General features: G+C 45.6%; 19 protein-coding genes and 1 riboswitch. Of the genes, 2 read left to right on the top strand and 17 right to left on the bottom strand.

Translation table 11 applies throughout. From position 1 onward, the window contains the following. Positions 1-56: 56 nt before the first annotated feature. Positions 57-992, bottom strand: a complete 936-nt coding sequence (gene metA / locus BXP28_RS20355) for a homoserine O-acetyltransferase MetA (RefSeq protein ID WP_036657521.1) — start codon at positions 990-992, stop codon at positions 57-59. 244 nt (positions 993-1,236) lie between these two features. After that, a riboswitch (SAM riboswitch) is annotated at positions 1,237-1,364 on the bottom strand. A gap of 488 nt (positions 1,365-1,852) precedes the next feature. Between metA and corA the strand changes: the two genes are divergently transcribed. After that, positions 1,853-2,701, top strand: a complete 849-nt coding sequence (gene corA / locus BXP28_RS20350; protein ID WP_235430664.1) for a magnesium/cobalt transporter CorA — start codon at positions 1,853-1,855, stop codon at positions 2,699-2,701. 22 nt (positions 2,702-2,723) lie between these two features. Here corA and BXP28_RS20345 read toward each other — a convergent pair whose 3' ends face one another. Together BXP28_RS20345 and BXP28_RS20340 are read right to left on the bottom strand one after the other, a co-directional pair. Next, positions 2,724-4,808: a peptidoglycan D,D-transpeptidase FtsI family protein gene (locus BXP28_RS20345; RefSeq protein ID WP_023483769.1), complete on the bottom strand. Its 2,085-nt coding sequence runs from the start codon at positions 4,806-4,808 to the stop codon at positions 2,724-2,726. A gap of 182 nt (positions 4,809-4,990) precedes the next feature. Beyond that, positions 4,991-6,010 (bottom strand): HRDC domain-containing protein, encoded by a 1,020-nt coding sequence (locus BXP28_RS20340; RefSeq protein ID WP_051427990.1) that lies wholly within the window; start codon positions 6,008-6,010, stop codon positions 4,991-4,993. Positions 6,011-6,212: 202 nt separating this feature from the next. On the opposite strand from BXP28_RS20340, the gene BXP28_RS20335 reads away from it, so the two are divergent. After that, positions 6,213-6,506: a DUF3055 domain-containing protein gene (locus BXP28_RS20335; RefSeq protein WP_024095203.1), complete on the top strand. Its 294-nt coding sequence runs from the start codon at positions 6,213-6,215 to the stop codon at positions 6,504-6,506. A 726-nt stretch (positions 6,507-7,232) separates the two neighbouring features. Here BXP28_RS20335 and BXP28_RS20330 read toward each other — a convergent pair. The 14 genes from BXP28_RS20330 to BXP28_RS20270 all read right to left on the bottom strand — a co-directional run bounded on the left by BXP28_RS20330 (position 7,233) and on the right by BXP28_RS20270 (position 19,764). After that, positions 7,233-7,430, bottom strand: a complete 198-nt coding sequence (locus BXP28_RS20330) for a FeoB-associated Cys-rich membrane protein (protein ID WP_046655070.1) — start codon at positions 7,428-7,430, stop codon at positions 7,233-7,235. Between the two features lie 50 nt (positions 7,431-7,480). Further along, on the bottom strand, positions 7,481-9,493 hold the full coding sequence (gene feoB / locus BXP28_RS20325) for a ferrous iron transport protein B (protein ID WP_023483767.1): 2,013 nt from the start codon (positions 9,491-9,493) through the stop codon (positions 7,481-7,483). Further along, a complete protein-coding gene (locus tag BXP28_RS20320) occupies positions 9,490-9,720 on the bottom strand; it encodes a FeoA family protein (protein ID WP_024095205.1) in 231 nt (76 codons plus the stop codon). Before BXP28_RS20320 ends, feoB begins: the two co-directional genes overlap by 4 nt. A 237-nt stretch (positions 9,721-9,957) precedes the next feature. Beyond that, entirely contained in the window at positions 9,958-10,524 is a 567-nt protein-coding gene (locus BXP28_RS20315; protein WP_023483766.1) for a DUF420 domain-containing protein, read from the bottom strand. A 45-nt stretch (positions 10,525-10,569) separates the two neighbouring features. Then, positions 10,570-10,899 carry a DUF350 domain-containing protein gene (locus BXP28_RS20310; protein WP_023483765.1) on the bottom strand — a complete coding sequence of 110 codons (330 nt, stop codon included), beginning with the start codon at positions 10,897-10,899 and terminating at the stop codon, positions 10,570-10,572. Between the two features lie 56 nt (positions 10,900-10,955). Next, positions 10,956-11,393, bottom strand: coding sequence for a hypothetical protein (locus tag BXP28_RS20305; RefSeq protein WP_235430658.1), 438 nt, complete (start codon positions 11,391-11,393; stop codon positions 10,956-10,958). Further along, positions 11,390-11,650: a hypothetical protein gene (locus BXP28_RS24680; RefSeq protein ID WP_235430659.1), complete on the bottom strand. Its 261-nt coding sequence runs from the start codon at positions 11,648-11,650 to the stop codon at positions 11,390-11,392. Before BXP28_RS24680 ends, BXP28_RS20305 begins: the two co-directional genes overlap by 4 nt. Continuing rightward, the gene (locus BXP28_RS20300; protein WP_023483763.1) at positions 11,625-12,842 is read right to left on the bottom strand and encodes a glutathionylspermidine synthase family protein; all 1,218 of its coding nucleotides are present in this window, start codon (positions 12,840-12,842) and stop codon (positions 11,625-11,627) included. The genes BXP28_RS24680 and BXP28_RS20300 overlap by 26 nt, the downstream gene beginning before the upstream one ends. 26 nt (positions 12,843-12,868) lie before the next feature. Further along, a complete protein-coding gene (locus BXP28_RS20295; protein WP_237088904.1) occupies positions 12,869-13,573 on the bottom strand; it encodes a hypothetical protein in 705 nt (234 codons plus the stop codon). 19 nt (positions 13,574-13,592) lie between these two features. Next, complete coding sequence (locus BXP28_RS20290) at positions 13,593-13,949, bottom strand: hypothetical protein (RefSeq protein ID WP_235430660.1); 357 nt, start codon at positions 13,947-13,949, stop codon at positions 13,593-13,595. Positions 13,950-14,012: 63 nt separating this feature from the next. Next, a complete protein-coding gene (locus tag BXP28_RS20285) occupies positions 14,013-14,846 on the bottom strand; it encodes a 5'-3' exonuclease (RefSeq protein ID WP_042119821.1) in 834 nt (277 codons plus the stop codon). An 85-nt stretch (positions 14,847-14,931) separates the two neighbouring features. Then, positions 14,932-15,399 (bottom strand): MarR family transcriptional regulator, encoded by a 468-nt coding sequence (locus BXP28_RS20280; RefSeq protein ID WP_036656035.1) that lies wholly within the window; start codon positions 15,397-15,399, stop codon positions 14,932-14,934. Between the two features lie 293 nt (positions 15,400-15,692). Next, positions 15,693-18,725: a phospholipid carrier-dependent glycosyltransferase gene (locus BXP28_RS20275; RefSeq protein ID WP_257125651.1), complete on the bottom strand. Its 3,033-nt coding sequence runs from the start codon at positions 18,723-18,725 to the stop codon at positions 15,693-15,695. Positions 18,726-18,852: 127 nt separating this feature from the next. Next, a complete protein-coding gene (locus BXP28_RS20270) occupies positions 18,853-19,764 on the bottom strand; it encodes an aldo/keto reductase (RefSeq protein WP_051427989.1) in 912 nt (303 codons plus the stop codon). Positions 19,765-19,866: the final 102 nt, after the last annotated feature.

Raw genomic sequence — 19,866 nt, 5'->3', positions numbered from 1 at the left:
CATCCTCTTTCGCTCCCTTGTCTGTACAAAGGAAAAGATTTATCCTTAGGCTAAAGTCAACATCGGGTTGATTGCAAAGAAAGTGTGTTCAAGTCGTATGGAGTCTCCTGGTAAACGCAATAGTTTAGCCAATTGGCAAATAGTAAGTTAGCATGCGCCCTCCATTTATTCAAAGGTTTGCGGTTCGGATCATCATCCGGATAGTAATTTTTGGGAATGGCCATATTCATCCCTTTTTGGACGTCACGGTCATATTCCCATTTAAGTGTATCCGCATCGTATTCCGAGTGTCCTGTCACAAAGATTTGTTTGGCATCCTTCGTGGCAACCAGGTAGACTCCCGCATCCGGAGATTCGGACCAGATTTCGAGTTCCTTCACTTTATCTATGTCTTCCCTGCGGACTTCAGTATGGCGGGATTGGGGGGCGTAAAATACCTCATCAAATCCCCTCACCAGCTTTTCACTTGGTTTTGTCACTATATGCGGGTAGACTCCAAAGATTTTATCCTTAAGCCCATATTTCGGAATGCCGAAATGATGGTACAATCCGGCTTGGGCTGCCCAGCAAATATGAAGCGTTGACGTTACATGTTCCACGCTCCAGTCCATAATCTGTTTCAGCTCCTGCCAGTAAGACACTTGTTCGAAGTCCAACTGTTCTACCGGTGCACCGGTGATGATCATCCCATCAAAATTCTCATGCTCTACGTTCTCAAACGTTTTGTAAAAGGTGGTCAGATGCTCCACAGATGTATTTTTGGATTGATGAGTTTTAGGGTGAAGCAGGACAAATTCCACCTGAAGCGGTGAATTGGACAGCAGTCGGAGCAATTGAGTCTCCGTAGTTTCTTTGGTGGGCATCAGGTTTAAAATAGCTATGCGCAGCGGGCGAATATCCTGATGAAACGCCTTTGATTCATCCATTACAAAAATATTCTCTCTGCCCAATACTTCCTTCGCCGGTAAATGATCCGGTACTTTAATCGGCATCACAATCACTCCTTTTACATGAATCGAATTCGAAAGCTGCTTGGGAATGGCCATTGAAGGTCCCCGGAAAGGGCGGCCTAAGATAGGGGTCCGACTTCGTTATCCCTGCAGAGACCCGATAAATTAACTGTACCTCTCCCGGGTCACAGAAGACGGGCCTATACCGGGCGAATATGCATTCTTCTATGCAAAAAGGCCCTTCTCCATAAGAGAAAGGCCTTAAACCTGTTGGGTTGGACGTCCTCTCTCATCTCTCAGAAACGTTTGTTTCCGCAAGAATTAGCACCGTGCATATCCCTGCAGGTCAACTGCATGGAAATGTCGGTTGCCGGGTATCATCGGGCCAGTCCCTCCACCTACTCTTGATAAGAGTGTAACCTTATGCAATTTTAGGATTACTTACTAAGTACTCTAATGGATTCTATACCGGAAGTCAAGCACATTCTCAATGCGAAAAGTCACGAAACTTCCCGGATTTCCATAAGCTGAGAAGAGAATAGAAACGGGATTAGTCCCAGACATTACTTCTTGAATCGTGGAAAATGTAGGTATATACTAGACAAGTATTAGACATTGTAAACGTAAAGGGGAGAACCTTAAATGGACGGGGACCGACCGAGGAGTAGACGGTTTGTTCATTTTTCCTTGCAATCATACAATTTTATATGCAAGAGGAGCAGTTGATCCGGCGGTTGCTACATATAAGGAATCTTCTTTCGGAGCTAGGCGGGTCTACTGCTTTTCCTGCCTGATCAAAGGGGTGGAAAATCATGAAAACACGCTTAGTTCAGAATGGTGTTTTTACTCTGATCGAAGATGTGAAGGAGACGCTCACTCCTCCTGAATCCGGATTTTACTAGATTGATGCCAGCGTGGAGGATCTGGAAAACCTGCAGCCTCTCTTTCATCTGCACGAGCTGGCTTTGGAGGATCTGCTGAACGAAGAGGAACAGCGTCCTAAACTTGAATTTTATGAGTCTCATTATTTTATCGTTTTTAACAGCATCCGGTTTGACGATGAGGAGATTTTCCTGAGAGCAGTTAACATTTTCTTAGGCAAACATTTCATCATCACCGTAACCCGGCAAAAAATCAATGAGCTGCGGGCAATCAAGCCTTTTCTATGGGAAGAGGAAGTCAATAGTCCGGACCATTTTTTATATCATCTTGTCGATTTAATTGTCGATAATTATATGGCGGTCGGGGACCGGATTGAAGATAAGATTGAAAAACTCGAAGAGGATATTCTCATGAAAACCAAAAAGTCGCATTTGAATGAGATTATCGGTCTGCGCGGCGAAATTCTGATGCTGAAGAAGATGCTTGTCCCCCAGCGGGATGTAGTAGGTGTACTTCACCGTAAAGAACTGCGGCTCATCAGCAACGAACTGCAAAAATATTTCGGGGATATTTATGAGAATGCCGTCAAAAGTGTGGATACGTTTGATACCTTGCGCGATCTGATGGGCAACTTGCGCGAAGCCTATCAGGCCAGCGTCGCCAACCGGGCGAATGAAATTATGAGAATCTTTACGGCTCTTACGACCATCTTCATGCCGCTTACCTTTATTACCGGGGTTTTCGGAATGAACTTTGACAATATTGCCGGGCTGCTTCATATCCCTCATATGGATGAATTTATGCTGGGATTTATGATTGTTATAGGCATTTTTATGATGATTTTGTTCAAAAAGAAAGAGTGGCTTTGAAGGCCACTCTTTCTTTTTTATATTACTCTTTTGCAGGCTGGCTGAGTCCGCCCACATTCTTGTCATACGACTCGTAAATTTTGGCTGCTATCGGTGCGGCGCTCCAGCTTCCGTATCCGCCTTCGGGTACCACAACGGCTACCGCCAGCTTCGGATTATTGCGCGGAGCAAAGGAAATGAATACCCCGTTATCAACAGTTTTGCCGCCATATTGTTCGGTAGAAGTACCCGTTTTACGGGCCACATCATAAGGCAGCGTATCTATACTGGTGCCTTGAGCATTGATATAAGCATTACTTCTCATCCCGCCAATAATGGACTGCCATTCAGTTTCGGATAACGTTACATCCGGAGATCCGTCTTCTTTAGGCATCTCTTTAGGCTCAAAACCCTGAACCACATTTCCGTGTATGTCTGTTATTTTGTCTACAAACTGGGGCTGCATCCGCTTGCCTCTGCTAGCCAGGGTAGCGGCGTACTGGGCCAGCTGCAGTGTGCTGTATTTGCCTTTTTGTCCCCATGATGCACGGACAATGTTATCCATGACGCTGTCATTTTTCGTATTCAGGAACTCCGAACTTCCGGGGTATTCACTTGGAAGCCCGCTTCCCGTAAGGGTCCCCAAACCGAATTGTTTATAGTAGGAGTCTAAAACCTGTAAAGATTTATCATTCTCATTGTTTCCATATTTACGGTACATGCCCATACCGATCATTTCCGACATAAAGGTATTGGATGAATTCTTCAAGGCCATCTGGGCATTAATCGATCCCGTCGGGACCCCCGGCGCATTCCGGATCGTACGCTTGTCTTTACCAAAGGTAAATACCCCTGTGTCTTGATAAATCGTATTAGGATTAAATAACCCCTCTTTAAATCCAACGAGGACCGATAAAGGTTTGATCACGGAACCTAAATAGACGATGGAAGAAGGGTGTTTATTTAATTCATTGTCCGGATAATCCCCGTACATAGTCCGGATAGAACCGTTATTTATAAATTTTCCCACTTTATTATAATCTTCCGGTTTAATTCTTCCACCTTTCCAAACATTCGTATCGTAATCCGGATAATTAACCATAGCCACCACTTTTCCAGTGTCCACTTCTATGGCCACGACAAAAGCGGAACGAGGGTTCTGTGTGGAGGCTCTTGCCTTGTTGCGGAGGGCAGCATTTGTTTTAAGGGCACTTAATTGCTCCTCTACTGCTTTCTGAGCATCCATCTGCACATCTTTTTTAATGGTTAGGAACAGATTGTTTCCTTTAACGGGAGGGGTAATCTCAGGCTTGCCTGTGATTTTTCCTATAGAGTTGACCGGGTATGTTTTGGAGCCTTCTTTGCCCCGGAGCTCATCCTGGTACATGAACTCGATTCCGTCAAAACCGACTTCCTCCCCATTCGTATAGCCCTCTTTTATGGTCTGGTACTTTTCTTTACCGCCGTCTTTGTTCTTTGCGGATCCAAAGACTTTCATGTAACCGATAAGCTGGGCGGCGAAGGGGCGGTCATCAAAATGCTGATATTCCCTGATACTTTCCTCCAGAATATCAATGCCTTTGAATTCATCACGGTGCTCCATCAAATAGGCCACTTCTTCCTTGCTTAAGTCGGCCTTGACTTTTCTTGGTTCAGAATAAGCTGATTTAGGAGCTTTTGTTTTTAATTCCATATCAAATCCGGGATCCATAGCTGCCAATATTTCTTCCGTGCTCATCGGAGTTTCCCCGGACTTCGTAAACTTGGCCAGCGCTTCTGACAGCTTTTTGGCCATGTCTACAACTTCTTGCCTGTCTTTCTTGGAGCTGTTTCTTCCCCCAACCTGGAAATAAAGCGACTGAACCGTCCGTGAAAAGGCAATTAATTGGCCGTCTTTATCCATGATATTGCCGCGTACGGGCGGAATGACGGAGTTACTCTCTGTACGCCGCTGTTCCTGTGCCTTCAGATCTTTTCCTTCGACGAACTGAATGATGGCAAGCCGGATAATTAATGCTGAGAAAAGTAAAAAAACAGCAAAAAAGAAAATATTAATGCGCCATAAAAAACGCTTGCGCTTTACCGAATCTTCTTTGTGTTCATCTTGTTCATACAAAGGTTTACTCATGCTACCTTCCCTTCCTGCCGTAATATCTTATAGCTTACCACAGGGAAAAGTCGAATACCACAAAGCAGCCCGTTTCAAGCCAACAAATCTATCAGGAATAGTGCATTTACAAAATTATGAAACCGACGATGGAATTTTATGTTAAAAAGTTGGCATGTTCTATGCGGAATGAAACCTCACTCTTAACTCGCTTGAGGCTTAACAGGAGGGAGGTTCTTCCTGTATTTAATCCGAAGCAGCCTGAGCTTTTCATACACAAGATCCATGTCCAGCTGTTTTTGTTCTTTTTCATCGAAAAGGAGCTGTACGATAGGTTTTAAATAGCGCTCCCCTTTTTGTCTGAACAGATCCATAACCAGTTGTTGTTCTTCCGCTGTCATGGATTCCAGGCCGCTCTCTACAAGAGCATCCATTTCGTACCCGTCCCGGTCCAACTCTTCCACCCATTGGAGAAGCTCGCGTTTAGGTATGGACAGCTCTACCCGCAGTTCCTCCAATGTTCTCCCCTCTGTTGATGCTTCCAGCAGCTTTCTTTTCCCCTCTTCCCGTTCCAAATCCCTTTTGGCCCGTTTTTCCTGTTCTTGTTCCATCCAGACCGAAAAAGCCATTACGTCAATCCGTCCTAAAACCCAATCAAGCGGAAAGGCAGTATTCCGGTTATGCTGCCGGGTAATCTGCATAATTTCTTCTCCGTACCTGCCCGTTTTTTGCTCTCCAAAACCGGGAATTTGCAGTAATTCCTCCTTCGTATGGGGAAGATAGGCGGCTATCATATGCAGTACTCTGTTAGATGCCAGTATAAAAGGTGAACGTCCTTCAAGTGCAGATTGTTCTCTCCTCCATTTGCGGAGCTGCTCGTATACCGCTTCGTTCGGATGACACTCGGCATAATAAATCATCATCTGGGTCTTCCTGGCTTTATCGGATATTACTGCTCCGGAAGGACCGTTAACTGTCTGAATTAAGGGAACGAAACCCTCCCTTCTTCTTTCCTGAAGCTGCTTACGGAGAGATGCCATAAGCTCATCAAACCGGTCTCCCTGATACCAGACGTACGTATTCGGGCTGTGTTCCGACCCTTCGGCCTCCCTCCAGGAACCAATCCATACTCCATTCCTTTCCTCAATTTGAATAAACGCCCGAAGCTGCTTCCCTCCGGGTTCCTGCCTCTCCAACGAACTCATAAAAATAACAGACGACACGTTTTTTCCTCCTTCAACAAGAAAAAATGAGCACAAAAAAAGCACCACTCCTACCTAGTAAGAGAGGTGCTTCCCCGTACTTTCTTTAATTAACCAAATAATACCATGCAACCAAACTTCTTGCAACCATTTTTGGGAAACTCTTGGGATTTTGGCAAATTACCCGTATAATGAACGTATCACAAGAATTGGAGTGGTTCTCATGCACGAAGTCGATTATTTGTATGACCATACGGAAGAGACATCAACCCGTTTTGTATGCTTTGCGGGAAAGGCGCTGCGGCGTTTTGATTTAGCCATAACTACAACGAACCGTTTCTATGGAAAAAAACTGGTCACGGATTTACAGACAGGCCGCACAGCTGTCATTGGACCGGATGATTTGGCGGAAGAGGGCTATTTGGAATATGCCTATCAGTTGGAGGAAGAAGAGGCCCAAGAGCTTCGGGAGTTCCTTGGGCAGGTAGTGGGAACCGTAAATTTCACGGATTTATAATCCGTTTTGTCTTCCTTTTCCCTTAGGGGGATTAGTTTCATGAATCCGTCAACCCCGGAATCATGGATTGATTTGCTGTTGTGGAGCAATCAATCTAGGAAATTGAATGCTTCAACGTTACTTTAAATTGCAGAACTGCTTCAGCAGGCCCTCTGAAGTCTTCTCTTTCTTTACGTAAAACTAAACTTTTATCAGATGAGTTCCACCTACTACTCCTACACTAAGAGTATAAACATTACTTATATAGCTCGGTCCTCCACTGACTATTACATAATCAGCATAAAAATTTGCTGACATATTTATATTGCTGTGAGATACCTTTACACCACTATAAATTCTATATCCACTACCCCCGGTAGCTGTACCACCTTCTAGTAAATTTCTTGGTAAATCAATTGATTGTACGGTGATCGATCCATCACTATAGGTGCTGATTTGAGTATTACTATCGAATGTCCTAGTACTTTTGAATTTGGTTTGTTTGCTTCCCAAAGGTGTCCATTTTTATATTGGGTAATCAATCTTTCCTGTGTATCTTTCGAAACTCCATACTTGTCAAATTCTTTGAACATAAAATCAAAATCAGTTTGATTTAATTCTTGAGTACTCAAATTTGAATTTGTAGTATTGGGGTTTCAGCCGAAAGTTATCGCCCATGCCGGGCGCACAGAAACAAGGAAAACCGCATTGGCTTATGCCATGCGGTTTTCCTTGTTTCAAGATGATTTAAATATAGAAATCCTTCTGCCGGGAACGTTCCCCTCTCTTTTTCCCCAAAGCAGAAATACCCGGGCAGGCTGATGAACAGCTTTTATTCATTTCACAGGAGGCACATTTTCCTTTTTTGTTTTTACGGAAAAATTGAACCAGGGTCCATGCCGCATAAACGAAAATCATCAGGCCAATAACTATACTAAACAGCATTCCGACCACTCCTTTTTGATTCCCGGATAGAATAAAGCTTTAATCCGTTGTTAACGGTAACCCAGCAGATGACCTATCTGAACAATGGCAAACGAAATCAGATAAGCTACGACAAGGGCATACACAATGGAAAACAGGGTCCACTTGCCCGACAAAGTTTCTTTCTTGATAACCCCCACCGTAGCCAGACAAGGCACGTACAGCAGAATAAAAGCCATAAAGCTGTAAGCCTGCAGCGGAGTGTAGTAGTTCGCGAGCAGTCCCTGAAGGGTATCCGTATCCGGTACGGCATAAATAATATTCATGGTAGAAACCACAACCTCTTTAGCCATAAAACCGGTTAGCAAAGCAGCACCCGCTTGCCACGTTCCAAAACCAAGAGGGACAAACAGCGGAGCAACCGCACCTCCTATCATGGCCAGGAAGCTTTCGTTCATCTCCACCCCAAATCCCCCGGGGCCGGCATAACCAAGCAGCCAGATTAGGACGGATCCCCCGAAAATAAAGGTACCTGCTTTTTTTACAAATCCTTTGCCTTTCTCCCAGGTGCTTCTTCCCAGGGTTCTCCACTGAGGAATCCGGTAAGGAGGAAGCTCCACGAGAAACATCGATTCTTCCTGCTTCAAAATCGTTGAAGAAAACAGCTTGGCCAGGATAAGGGCGACGACAATTCCCAGGACATACAGGGATAAAACAACGAGCGCCTGATTTTCCTTAAAAAACACCATCACAAAAAGGCTGTATACAGATAGCCGGGCGGAACAAGACATCAGCGGCGTTAAAATAACTGTCAGGAGACGCTCCTTGGGCTGTTCAATGGTTCGTGCGGCCATGATGCCGGGAACATTGCATCCAAATCCGATAATCATCGGAATGAACGCTTTTCCGTTAAGTCCGATACTTTCCATTAACTTGTCCATAACCGTGGCAATACGGGCCATGTACCCTGAATCTTCAATAAAGGATATGATCAAAAACAGCATAAAGATCTGCGGAACAAACACCAATACCCCGCCTACACCGGCTATGATGCCATCCAAAATAAGGGCCTGGATAAAATCCGTGGCTCCAACAGCTGTAAGGACAGAGGTGATGACCTGCCGCAGCGGACCATTAATAAAATCATCCAGCAAGTCGGAAAGAGGACTTCCGACCCATTCAAATGTCAGCTTGAAGGTCAGGTACATAAATGCAAGAAAAATAGGAATACCTAAGATCTTATGGGTAACAATCCGGTCAATCCGTTCCGATAAGGATGTTTTTCCGGCAGCGGTCATTTCGACACACTCAGCCAGTAATGCCCTTATCCATTTTCCCCGCCTTTTCCGTATCCAAAGTTCTGTATTCGAGGTTCCGTAAGCTTGTTCCAGAGAATGGCGAATTTTATCGGCAAGGGTATTCAGCCGGTCACCAGGCAACAGTTTGGTAAACTCTGCGACTACGACTTGGTTTCCCTCAAGGAATTGTACCGCTGCCCATCTCTTGGCCGGCATGGTATCCGGCAAAAGCCGTTCGAGTTCAGACAGCCCTGCCTCTATTTCTGCTCCGTAATCAATCCGGAAGGGTTCGGACGAAAGTTCCTCCGATGGGCGGGATATCGTATCCAGCAGTATTTCACACCCTTTCCCTGAACGGGCGATAACAGGAACAACCGGAATTCCTAATCGTTCCGACAGACGGCCCGCATCAATGCGCATCCCTCTCTGCTCTGCCACATCGACCATATTCAGGGCAACGGTTACCGGCTTTCCATACTCAAGCAGCTGGATTGTCAGATTCAGATTACGTTCCAGTTGGGAGGCATCAATTACGTTCAGTATGGAGCTGAAAGATTCATCCAAAAGAAACCGGGTCGTCACTCCCTCATCCTTGGACAGCGGATTTAAAGAGTAGATACCCGGCAAATCAATCAAACTTCCTTTTTTATTCGTCAGGGTTCCTACTTTTTTCTCTACTGTCACGCCTGTCCAATTGCCGATATATTCATAGGAACCTGTTAAAATGTTAAACAGCGAGCTTTTTCCGGTGTTGGGATTTCCGGCTAATGCGATACGGATCGTCATACAACCGCCTCAACCTGTATATTCAGGGCTTCCCTGCGTCGGATAGCAATCCACTGTCCTTCGGATTCGATCGTAAAAGGGCCTCCAAAGGGCAGCGTTTTTTTCAGCTTAATAACCGTTCCTTCCATAATACCGAAATCTACGAGCCGGCGTTTCACCAGATCGCTAACGGAAGATACATCTGTAATCCGGACTTGTTTCCCAACAAAATTTTCAGTTAATTTCATCTACTCACCCTTAACAATGATAATCATTATCAATTATCTGAAGTATTCTAATTGTATGACAGCATGCTCCGGTTTTCAATAAAAAAATCCTTCCTATTCCGTTACAAAATCATGATTAATTAGAGTAACTATTTAGTAAGAGATAATAAAAAAACCTTTGCTTTAAAGGGCTTTCCCTTATTAGCAAAGGCTTTGGTTATGATCCGTTATTTCAACCCGGATTGTAAATGATGCAATTCAGGAACCGTAATACGGCGAAATCATCAGGTAAACCAGGACACCCGTCAGACTGACATACAGCCATAACGGCATCGTCCACCTGGCAATCTTCTTATGCTTTTCAACTCTCATATTGAGTCCTCTGGTTACAGTTACCAGAGCTAAGGGTACAATTACTGCTGCAAGAATTATGTGCGTAATGAGAATAAAGAAGTACACATACTTCAGGATTCCATCGCCGCCATAATGCGTATCAGGCGCCATTGAATGATACGTCAAATAGCATACGAGGAACAGCGTGGTGGTAATGAAAGCTGCCAGTACAAAACGCTTGTGCAGCTTGATGTTTCTTTGCTTGACAAAATACAGGGCAGCCAGCAGAAAAATAAAGGTAAAGCTATTGAAAATCGCATTCATCATCGGAAGAATGGTCAGATCAAAATGATCGAACCCCTCTACCTTTGGCATCATAAACAAAATGGCGATAATCAGAGGAATAGCAATGGATAAAATAACAATAATAGGTGTATAATTCCGTTGCTTAACCTGATATTCCGGGCTATTGTACGGGTCTTTCTGATTCATCTCGTATCTCCCTTTGTCTATAATGTTTCTCACTTAACTGTAATATTACACAATCAAACTGCTCATGGCAAACGCTACGCCCACATAGACACACAATAGTAAGATTCCGACACTTACATTCCCGTTTTCAAGGTGTTCGGACAGGCTAACCCCGGGGGTAACCAAGTCAAAGACCCAATACGTTAATATAAGACAGGCATAACCAATCAGAAACCAGAGACCCATATGGAGAAGGGAAGAGTTCGTATAAGCGGCCACCCCAAGAATGATGGCAGTACCAAGAAACTTCCCTCCGAAAGCCAGACCTACAGCCGTATTTCCTTTACTTAACTGTTCCAGATCATTAAACGGCGTCATCCAGCTGAATACCAGCATACCAATAATCTGTAGAACAACAATTACAATAAAACTAATTAGCAGATTGACCGCGATCAATTCACCCACCCCCTAAATTTAGACATGGCCACATCATAATCGGAAAAGTCATGCAGTTCTTCCATGACGATTTTAACCTTTTCCTTGTTTTTCATAGCATTATACCGCTCTTCCGGAATCGGTTGTTTAATATCGTGGCCGCTCGGCATGGTCAGTACGGCAAAAAACCGGTTTTGTCCCTTATATTCCGTTTTATAGACGCCCACAAGATCCACTTCCGTTTGCAGCTCAATTTTCAGTTTATCCATATCTTCTTTGGCAGCCGCTTCATCTTTAAAAGTTTTGATAGGTTTCCAGGAAGATAAAGTCACTTCATTCTTGCCGTCACTGTTTGTTTTCATATCTGCACTCATGTAGCTGAGCACCCAAATGTTATCTCCTGTCGCATAGTTATTGTCATTAGGCATCAGCTGGTTATCCGGAGAAATGGTCATATCCCCCCAATGAGGTCCCCGACTTTAGCCTGCTCAATTCTGTAATCCCAGGGTACCTCACTTTCAGTTGAAGCCGGACCGGCTCCTGAATCGGTATTAGCTTCACCGGATGAACCCAGTATCTCGGCACTGACAGCTACAATCACACCTATGATAATCACCCAAAAAATAAACATGCCGATTCTTTTGTTTCGTTTGGCTGCCGACTGGGCGGTATTTCTGGGATTTCGTCTATGATTTGTTCCGTTGTTGTTCAAACGGCCCCACTCCCATCGCCACAAAATGGCTCGTATTTCCCGTAATCAGTCCCCCTGCCCTTCCAAGCAGCCCGCATGGTTTGCCATCAATCACAAACATACCTGTCAACAGATGAAACTCACCCTTATGAAGGCGGATTCGCGGGAGCTCTGCCCGTTCTTGGTAAATATCCCCAAACAAGGTGCTGATATCGTATCCTTCTTCATCCTGAAGATCCATATTGCCTTCGGCATCAAACATGCGGACAGATCCGCCTTCACGCCCAAACATGGATTTGGATACATAATTTCCGGTAAACAGAGGACGATTATAGGTTGGTAACATATATCGCTTGATAAACATATGTTCTTTTTCCGTAAATAAATCCGCGTTTAATTCATGAAGCCCCCAGATAACAGCCTGAAGGCCTTTGGACTGTAAAATAACTGCATGCAAAGAGTTGAACAATTGGAGTTCTCCGGTTTCAACAGCATAAGCCAGCGCCTCTCCCCCATCGTCAACTCCCATCCATTCTTTAGGATAGAGGGCAAACAAACGGCGGATCGGCTGATGATCCGAACCTTTCAGTATACCCTCATCCACCCAAAGATCGAGACAATCGATGCAGCGCATCCGGCGACCGCTATGGCGAACCAGCGCCTCAATTGTCCCTGAATCTTCATCATGTGAGCCATAGGCTACACAAGCAGCAGCTTCCGGATCTTCTTTGGCCCACGCTCTTGCCACTTGAGAGGCCATTGAAGTATTGGGAGTTTCTATGCCATATTGGCTGCACAGCCATGGAGTTGCAATCGATGCTTCGACATAGCCCGTTGGCGTGTCCGCATTAAGCTCCAGCAGCTTGATTGTGCCGTCCATAGCTACGGAGAAGTCAAATCGTGCATAGCGGCTAAGTTCCAGTGCTGGTTGCGGAGGAACCAAATCCAGACCGTCCCATAATACTTCCGGTATGGCCAGCATTTTGTACAAATCTCTTCGGCCAATTACAAACCGCGCCGCCTTATCGAATATGCGCCAAAGTGTTGCAGATGCGGCGTACAGCTTGTTATAAACGGCTTCATCCATAACGACAACCTGGTCAATCCAATATTGTTCTTCCCCGATATCGGCCCAGCTGAATCCGAGTTCCCCCAGTTCCCGGACTCTGGCTGACCGGTCGGGCAATGGTTTTCCAACCGTTTGAAAACTCATGCTTCTTACACACTCCGACTCTTGTGTCATGTTTTATCGGCAGCCGACTTCGTTCCGTCAGCTTCCAAAGCTGCTGCCGCTTGACTTACCCGACGAACCGAATCCGCTTGATTTGCCACCAATCCCCCCGGTGAAGAAGACCTGGATTTGGAACCGGAGGAACTGTTATTATTAAGGGAAGACTTGGTCTTAAAGCCTCCCTTGCTGCTTGAAGTTTTAGGCACAACCGTTGAATTGGCTGTCGGTTTATTTTGAAAGGTAGAGGAATCATAGGTTTTGCTTACATACGGACGTGACGTTCTTGTGTCATAGACCGGACGTTGACTGGACCATCCGCTTGAAGAGTAAGGTCCGCCGCTGTTGAAAATCATATGGTACAGCATCAGATCGGTCCAATTTAACCCGCTGTGATACACTACCGGCGCTGGTGACCCGCCACCAGTGCTCCCGACTGATCCGGTCCTGTTCCCTGCCGTTTCTTTTTTCTCCTGAGGAAGTGGAATGTTCCAGTCTGTATTGGCATCGAAAAATTTCTTCACATTCTCGTTGGACCACTCCACCAGCTTAGGCTCTGAAGAACCTTCAGCATGAGCCGTAGGAAGGAGAAGAAGGTTGGCCGCAAGAATGATCCCCAGCGAAGTGGACAAAACTTTAAGCGGCTTGCGCACCCGTACCTGCTCTACGGAAATATGCTGTTGTTCCGGGTTTTTCTTTATATTGCGCTTAGCCAATGTAAACCCTCCTTTTTACTTACTGCATCATTTCAGCTTTATCAACGGGAAGTACAAGGATCTCAAGCACCCCTTCATTTACGTTAAGTCTTCCTTCAATCATTTCATATTCTTTCCCGTTTACAAGCAAAAAGTTGGCATGCTCCATCATTGCCAGCATGTCCATACTCCATACCCGATCGTCTACCGGAAGCAGGTCTCCGCTATCCAGTTTTTCAATGATCATTACTCTGGCGTTTGCTTGATTCTGATTGTCCATGTTCGTACCTCCACGTTCTTGTTCTAAAAATACCTTACCATATATAACGGACCGGCAGATAGAATGTTTCAAAATTTGCCCCATGATTGCTGCCTGGAACTGGTACCTGTACTCCAATAATACCATCTCCAAATAAAAAAACGGCTCTTTAGACAAAGAACGTCAGAGAGCCGTTATGTATTAACCTATTAATTTGGCCAGTCCGCCAAATTCCAATTCCTCAAACTTGTTCTGTACCCGAAGTTTGTCTATTGACCAGAGGCATTCATCCAGCAAACAGGAAACCGGAACGTCACATTGGATCCGGGCAAGTTCTCTGGACAAATGCAGCATCTCCAGTTCCGCTTCAATCTTACTGCGCACTCCTTTGGTGAGTTCGTTGAGATTATCCAGCACACCTTCAACAGATCCGTATTCCCGGATGAGTTTTACGGCTGTTTTTTCGCCAATGCCTTTGACCCCCGGATAATTGTCCGCCGTGTCTCCCATAAAAGCCTTAACATCCACAACCTGAGCAGGCGTAAGTTGTTTTTCTTCCAAAAGAACTTCGGGGTTGTATACCATGTAATTGGACATTCCCTTTTTCATAATAATGACGTGCACCCTGTCGTCGATCAACTGGAGCATGTCATGGTCTCCCGTTAAAATACGAATATCCATCTCCTTACCAAACAATCTGGCAAGAGTCCCGATGCAATCATCTGCTTCATAGCCTGAGGCCCCGATATTGGGGACACCAAAGCTGTCTACGACCTCTTTAACAAGGCTGAATTGGGGAATTAATTCTTCCGGTGCCTCAGCCCTATTCGCTTTGTAAGCATTGAATTTCTCTGAACGGAAAGTTTTGCTCCCCATATCCCAGCAGCATGCCACATGGGTAGGAGCAAAGGTATGTATCGCATCCATAAAATAACGGACAAACCCATATACCGCATTCGTTGGCAGCCCTTCACTCGTTCTTTTCATATAACCGCTGTAAGCAGAGGCATAATAAGCCCTGAACAGCAGGGCCATCCCGTCTACCAGCAGAAGGGAATCTTGTTTGTTCTGTTCCTGCAACCTGATCTCTCCTAAAAACCCATTTCTTATTAGTATACCATTATTTAATGAAAGCTGCTCCTGTCCGGTGGACAGAATTTGCGGGTTCCTCCTGATACCTTTCCAAAGCTTGGACAAATATCCGCAAACCCAAATCTACCATTTCCCTTTCCAGGGGGCTCATCATGCTCATAATCTGCTCAAATTTCCCGTGTCCGGAACTATACAAGTTAGCGATCAATTCACGGGATTTCGGTGTCATTCGCACCAGCGTCGACCTTCTGTCTTCGACGGATACGGTTCGCTCCACAAGCTCCAGTTTCTCAAGCCGGTCAATAATTCCCGTCATGCTCGGCATCGTTGTATCCAAGAGATCGGCCAAGTGGCCAATAGACGCTTCCTTCTTCGAAAGAATCAATAATATTTTCAGTTGGGGCATAGTTAAATCAAGCTTAGCCCATGCCCGTACGTCGCCAAGCGCCGCACTTTGGGCGACGCGGCTATATAGTTCCCAAATTTCGTGTGCCATGACATCTTAACTCCTCACCCAAATGTTTCAAAGCTACTATCTAATTCATATATCCTAACTTTCTCAAGACTTTTGGATCGAACCTTTTAGCCAAAGTCCGTCACGAGATTCCTATAATCGGTTCGGGCATTTTGCAATCGTTAAAATTGACGTACCCGTTTTCTTTGCGGTCTATGGTTTTATAATATTATAAAATTTGTCACACTTACATGCAACTTTCTAACCTTGAACCATAACATACGACAAAAAGGCCCGCCATCTTATTATAAAAATGGCGGGCCTTACTAGGGCCACTAAAAATATCTCCAGCCTGGCAACCAATGAAGCCAGGATGTATAGGTTTTGCTCACCGGAAGTCCGGATAAAAGGGGGTAGAACCAGATAAACAATAGAACTGCTCCGGCTAAATAAGCCACTACCCACCGTTTTCGGGTCTCCGGTTTTTTCTTCATCCAATATATCACCCAGTATGACAGCATAAGCACCATAAATGGTACCATGGCAAAATAGTGGTAAATAAAAGTCAAACGCGGAACGAGCATCCAGGGCAGGTACTGGGACAGATAAGCAATCAGCAGTACGAGAAGCCTCCGGTCCATTTTCCGGAAGATTCGGTAGATCGTGTAGAGCACCGCTGCAAAACCCGGCCACCAGACAAGCGGGTTGCCGAAAGAAACAATACTGGATACCGTATCTGCCGGAGCATACATGGCTTTATAATACCAGATCGGCGTAATCATCAGCGGCCACTCCCACCATGGCGAAGCAAAAGGATGGGTAGCCACAAGATGACTGTGATACTGGTACATGTGAACCTGGTATGTCAAGACATCCTTGAGACCATGCCCCGGTCCCGGCACCATCATAAACGGAATATAGAACAACAGATAAATGAGTGCCGGAATTATCACATAAAACACAAGGCAAACCAGCAGCGTATAAAGGGTATATCTTGGGAAAACACGGATTTTACGCTGATTCTCCTCATCCTCCGGATATTCCAGGACATGCAGCTTGGCCGCTTTATACTCCTTATACCGGTCTGTTAACGATATGGCCAGAAGCACGGCAAGTCCGGCTCCCCCATATAGTACAATCCACTTGGAGGCTGCCCCGATCCCGAAAAAAAGGCCCGCCAGTCCCAGCGGAATCCACGTTTTCCAAAGGGAAACCTTGTAAAAGCTTATTGTCATATACCGGTACATGTAATAGAACATCAGCATGATGAAAAATACGCCATAGACATCAATTGTAGCGATTCTCGTCTGGGCAAAGTGCATAAAATCAAAAGTGAACAGTACGGCAGGAATCAAGGCGTACTCAGATCTGCCAAAAAGCCTTTTCCCAAACGCGTACATAAGCGGAATCATCCCCACTCCAAAAAGTGTACCGACAATGCGCCATCCCAGCGGATTCATGCCAAACAGCCATATCCCCGCGGAAATGAAAATCTTGCCAAGCGGAGGGTGCGTACTTTCATACGGCTCAATCTGGTGTAAATGTTCGTACGCGGTACGCGCATGGTAGATTTCATCAAAATATGTTCCGTTTAAATATGTCGGCTCATAAGGTGCATCCTTCTGCTCATCAAACAAGCGGTAACCGGCATTTCCTTCTGCAGAGGAAGGGTCCCCGCCCGACGTATTCACGGAAAGTACCGGTAGCGGCTTTTCAGACTGATGATTAAAAAATGCGACTTCGTGAAGACGAAACCCGGTTTTATCCGTTACGATCTTCACATATCGGGCTTTCACATTTGGCTGGACAGACGCCCAGGTAAAGACTTTCGTATAATCGGATTCTACGGGAATTTCATGGTCCCATACAATACCATCCTCTGAAAACCAGTAGGAATACTTGCCTTCACCATCTCCCGCAAAGCTATTAATCCGGTCAATGCTTTGTGTCGAACCAAGATCAACCACTACATTTTCCTGATATTCACTTGGCTGCCAGTACGTCTCCGGAGCCTTGGCAGATCCCAGGTTTATACACGCAATTATGGTGTAAACCACAATCAGAATACCCATATACAAAAAGTCCTTCTTGCCAAGGAATCTGGAACCCTTTGATTCTTTACCCGTCCCGGAATTTTCCGGTTCCAGATCACCGTCTGAACATCCCTGTTTCCTGATAGCCTGAAAATCGGACTTTTGCACTTGCGATCGTACTGACAAATCCATCTCTCCGCTTCCGGTCCCTTTTGCCCGACCAGAATGCCCAAAATCTTTTTTAGCCAATGTCCATCCCAACTTCCACGCATATATCAATAATCCTATATTACAGGCAGATACGAGAAGCATCAGTGTATCATGCACGGGTATAAGATATAGCTTCCTCCAGCTCTGAACGAGGACATATCCCACATTAAGAACAAAAGTAAGGCTAAAGCCGGCATATACAAACAAGAGTTTCCGGTCCCCAAACCATATGAAGGCGGCGGCCAGCAGCGGTACCGCATAAAATAAATAACGTTCGTGCATCATGTTGGCCAGGATGAAAGCCGAAGCCATAAACAAAGCAGCGGCTAACTGACCTGCTCCTGACCGGTTTCGGATTCTTAAGTACAGCCAGGAAGCTGCCAGCAAAGACCCGAGCAGCCCAATTGTACCCCAAGTCTGATACGACAAAAAGAGGAACGGTTTCGTCTGGTCTGTAAAGTTTCCCCCGAACAAAGCAAACAGATTAAAAGCATTCAGAGAGGCATAGGGATAGGATCCCAGAGTCCCGAAATATAGAGTGAATATCCAGGAAAATCCTTTATGAATCATAAATGGAACAACGGGAAGCAGGAACGTCACCGCACCTGTACCGAATGCCTGTAACCATGCTTTGAAGTCGCGCTGTTTGGCAAGGGCAAGCAGAAGAAAAGGGCCCAGCAAAAGCCCTTGAGGCTTGATCAGAACCGCGATTGCCAGCATACAGGCGGCAAATGCAAATTTCTTCTGCCTAAGACCCCTTAAAAACAGCAGAACGAAGATCATAAAAATGGAGTCAATCTGTCCCCATATGGATGAATTCAGCCACAAGGCCGGGTTTAAAACTACCCCCAATGTAAGTGCGTAAGCCCCCCGCAAGGAGAAACGCCTGCTTGCCTCCTGAAAGATCAAAAGACCCAGAACAAGGTCAGCCAAAGAGGCCGGAAGCTTCATAAGCAGGATGGAGAACGTCCCTTCCCACGGAATGTGAAAAACATGATGCAGCATACCAAGTATATATAGCACATAAAGATAGCCCGGGGGATAATCCAAGAACATGCCGTCTGTATACACTCCGAACAAACCGGTATTGTATGCGTGATCTGCCCAAGCAATAAAGGTTCTCATGTCCGCTTCATATCCCAACCATACCGGAGCAAGAACAAGCCGGAGAACGAAGGCTGCAGCTAGTATTAGCCACAGCCCTATTCTAAAATTGTGCCGGGTTCCTGGAATGCTGATGCCGGAATCCATATTATTCATTTACAATGGCGAGAGCCCTGTCTAATAACGACTGATCCAGTGGTCTGGCTAGGAGCTCCAGGTTTTGTTTGATGTGAGACAGGCTCTTTGATCCGGCAAGTACTGAACTTACACCCGGTTCGTTATACAAAAAATTCAGAGCCAGTTCGGTCAGACGGTCTCCATCTCCGTCCACCAGCACAAGAAGCTTCTTGACCTTTTCTTTTTCCGGAAAGTCGCTTCCCAGATGGGGAATAACCCGTTTCGTCAGCTTGCCTGCCGCAAGTCCGGAACGGATGAAGACTCCCATCCCCTTATCATGGGCCAACCGGATATTCTCTTTATTTCCTTGATCCAAAAGGCTGTAAGCCATTTGCATGACATCAAAATCACCGCTCCGGATACACCGGGTGGCCAAGCCTCCGTCAATAGATGCTCCCAGGAAACGGATCTTCCCTTCCTTCCGTGCATCTTTCATCGCCGCCACAGTTTCACCACGGTTCAGAACTTCCTCCGGGTCAGGCCCGAAATGGATCTGCATGATATCAATAATGTCCGTTTTCAGCTTAATCAGGCTTTGATCAATCGACTCTTTCACCGCTTTGTATGTAAAGTCATAATACGTGTGAGGCTCGTTGTTATGCTCCCCGCATTTGGAGGCCAGAATGTACTCATTGCGTCTGTCCGAAACAAACAGACCGATTCTCTCTTCGCTTCGGTGATAAGCACTGGCCGTGTCGATCAGATTGATCCCCGCATCCAGCACCCCGTTAAGCACTTCGGATGCTCCTGCTTCATCGGGACGCTCCACTTCGGTTCCGGAGCCCAGGCCCCAATTCCGTCCGATCTCAAGTGCACCAAAACCGACGAATGTGACTTCTTTACCAAGACGTTTCATGCTGCGTTTTTCCAATCCCCTAGTCACGTGTATCATCTCCTCAGCCCATTGCTCTCTATTCTCTTTGTCTTACTTTATCATAAAAGATGACAGATTCCCACTTGGATACATCACTGATAAAAGAAAAGG

Origin of the sequence: Paenibacillus larvae subsp. larvae (genome assembly GCF_002003265.1) — a bacterium.
GTDB classification, from domain to species: domain Bacteria; phylum Bacillota; class Bacilli; order Paenibacillales; family NBRC-103111; genus Paenibacillus_H; species Paenibacillus_H larvae.
The sequence above is the reverse complement of the archived record's forward strand: the minus strand, read 5'-3'. Positions and strand labels throughout refer to the sequence as shown.

What these genes read in the sequence shown, in the direction of transcription:
- metA (WP_036657521.1), bottom strand. Translation starts at nt 992, where the DNA reads ATGCCGATTAAAGTACCGGATCATTTACCGGCGAAGGAAGTATTGGGC.
- BXP28_RS20345 (WP_023483769.1), bottom strand. Translation starts at nt 4,808, where the DNA reads ATGAGTAAACCTTTGTATGAACAAGATGAACACAAAGAAGATTCGGTA.
- BXP28_RS20335 (WP_024095203.1), top strand. Translation starts at nt 6,213, where the DNA reads ATGCACGAAGTCGATTATTTGTATGACCATACGGAAGAGACATCAACC.
- BXP28_RS20330 (WP_046655070.1), bottom strand. Translation starts at nt 7,430, where the DNA reads ATGCTGTTTAGTATAGTTATTGGCCTGATGATTTTCGTTTATGCGGCA.
- feoB (WP_023483767.1), bottom strand. Translation starts at nt 9,493, where the DNA reads ATGACGATCCGTATCGCATTAGCCGGAAATCCCAACACCGGAAAAAGC.
- BXP28_RS20320 (WP_024095205.1), bottom strand. Translation starts at nt 9,720, where the DNA reads ATGAAATTAACTGAAAATTTTGTTGGGAAACAAGTCCGGATTACAGAT.
- BXP28_RS20315 (WP_023483766.1), bottom strand. Translation starts at nt 10,524, where the DNA reads ATGAATCAGAAAGACCCGTACAATAGCCCGGAATATCAGGTTAAGCAA.
- BXP28_RS20310 (WP_023483765.1), bottom strand. Translation starts at nt 10,899, where the DNA reads ATGCTGGTATTCAGCTGGATGACGCCGTTTAATGATCTGGAACAGTTA.
- BXP28_RS20305 (WP_235430658.1), bottom strand. Translation starts at nt 11,393, where the DNA reads ATGACCATTTCTCCGGATAACCAGCTGATGCCTAATGACAATAACTAT.
- BXP28_RS20300 (WP_023483763.1), bottom strand. Translation starts at nt 12,842, where the DNA reads ATGAGTTTTCAAACGGTTGGAAAACCATTGCCCGACCGGTCAGCCAGA.
- BXP28_RS20285 (WP_042119821.1), bottom strand. Translation starts at nt 14,846, where the DNA reads ATGGCCCTGCTGTTCAGGGCTTATTATGCCTCTGCTTACAGCGGTTAT.
- BXP28_RS20280 (WP_036656035.1), bottom strand. Translation starts at nt 15,399, where the DNA reads ATGGCACACGAAATTTGGGAACTATATAGCCGCGTCGCCCAAAGTGCG.
- BXP28_RS20275 (WP_257125651.1), bottom strand. Translation starts at nt 18,725, where the DNA reads ATGAGAACCTTTATTGCTTGGGCAGATCACGCATACAATACCGGTTTG.